The sequence below is a fragment of the Streptomyces sp. NPDC091649 genome, from assembly GCF_044756785.1.
In the GTDB taxonomy this organism is placed as follows: Bacteria; Actinomycetota; Actinomycetes; order Streptomycetales; family Streptomycetaceae; genus Streptomyces.
The window spans coordinates 1-1,786 of the sequence record NZ_JBIVTR010000041.1; the positions used below are offsets into that span (position 1 = coordinate 1).

At 69.4% G+C, this 1,786-nt stretch carries 1 protein-coding gene; it reads left to right on the forward strand.

The annotated features are described in order from the left end of the window. Positions 1 to 20: 20 nt before the first annotated feature. On the forward strand, positions 21 to 1,786 hold a 1,766-nt coding region (locus tag ACIQMU_RS31520; protein ID WP_402690248.1), incomplete at its 3' end, for a transketolase family protein.

Below are 1,786 nucleotides of genomic sequence, written 5' to 3' on the forward strand. Positions count from 1 at the left end.
GAGAGGAGCCCTGACTCAGGGTGAGCATCAAGCCGACCACCGCAGACTTCCAGTGGACCGATGTGGATCAGCGGGCCGTGGACACCGCTCGTGTTCTCGCCGCGGATGCCGTACAGAAAGTCGGAAACGGCCACCCGGGCACGGCGATGAGCCTGGCTCCTGCCGCGTACACCCTGTTCCAGAAGGTGATGCGGCACGATCCGGCGGACGCGGAGTGGACCGGCCGTGACCGGTTCGTTCTGTCCGCGGGCCACTCCAGCCTGACTTTGTACATTCAGTTGTATCTGGCCGGTTACGGGCTGGAGCTGGATGACCTGAAGGCGTTCCGTACCTGGGGCTCGAAGACTCCGGGGCACCCGGAGTACGGGCACACCAGGGGTGTGGAGACGACGACCGGGCCGTTGGGCCAGGGTGTGGCGAACGCGGTGGGCATGGCGATGGCCGCCCGTTACGAGCGTGGTCTCTTCGACCCCGGGGCGGCGGCGGGTACTTCCCCGTTCGATCACATGGTGTGGGTCGTGGCGGGTGACGGTTGTCTTCAGGAGGGCATCTCGGCGGAGGCGTCGTCGCTGGCCGGGCACCAGAAGCTGGGCAATCTGGTCCTGTTGTGGGACGACAACCACATCTCCATCGAGGGTGACACCCAGACCGCGGTCTCCGAGGACACGATCAAGCGGTACGAGTCCTACGGGTGGCATGTCCAGCGTGTCGAGCAGCTGCCCAGCGGTGACCTGGACCCGGCGGGTCTGTACGCGGCGCTTTTGGCGGCGAAGGCCGAGACCGGGCGTCCGTCGTTCATCGCGGCCCGTTCGATCATCGCCTGGCCGGCTCCGAGCGCGCAGAACACCGAGGCCGCGCACGGTTCGGCGCTGGGTGAGGAGGAGGTCGCGGCGACCAAGCGGGTCCTGGGCTTCGACCCGGAGCGGACCTTCGAGGTGTCCGAGGAGGTCATCGGCCACACCCGCCAGGCCCTGGACCGGGGGCGTGAGGCCCGCGCAGGGTGGGAGAAGGCGTTCGCCGCGTGGCGCACGGCCAACCCGGAGCGGGCCGCCTCCTTCGACCGGATCGCCGCGGGCGAGCTGCCGGCGGGCTGGGAGGAGAAGCTCCCCGTCTTCGAGCCGGGCAAGGGCCTGGCCACCCGTGCCGCGTCCGGCAAGGTGCTCCAGGCGCTGGGGGAGATCGTGCCCGAGCTGTGGGGCGGCTCGGCGGACCTGGCGGGGTCGAACAACACGACGATCGACAAGACGTCGTCGTTCCTCCCGGTGGGCAACCCGCTGCCGGAGGCCGACCCGTACGGGCGCACGATCCATTTCGGTATCCGTGAGCACGCGATGGCGGCGGCGATGAACGGCATCGCGCTGCACGGCAACACCCGTATCTACGGGGGCACGTTTTTGGTGTTCTCCGACTACATGCGTAACGCGGTGCGGCTGTCCGCGCTGATGCACCTGCCGGTGACGTACGTGTGGACGCACGACTCGATCGGCCTGGGCGAGGACGGCCCGACCCACCAGCCGGTCGAGCACCTGGCCGCGCTGCGCGCCATCCCGGGCCTGAACATCGTGCGTCCGGCCGACGCGAACGAGACGGCGATCGTGTGGGGGGAGATCCTGCGCCGTTACACCAAGGTGTTCGGCGAGGGTGCCCCGCACGGTCTGGCGCTGACCCGGCAGGGCGTGCCGACGTACGAGGCGAACGAGAACGCCGCCAGGGGCGGCTATGTCCTGTTCGAGGCCGAGGGGCCCTCCGGGCAGGCCACGGAGCCGCGGGTGGTGCTGATCGGGAC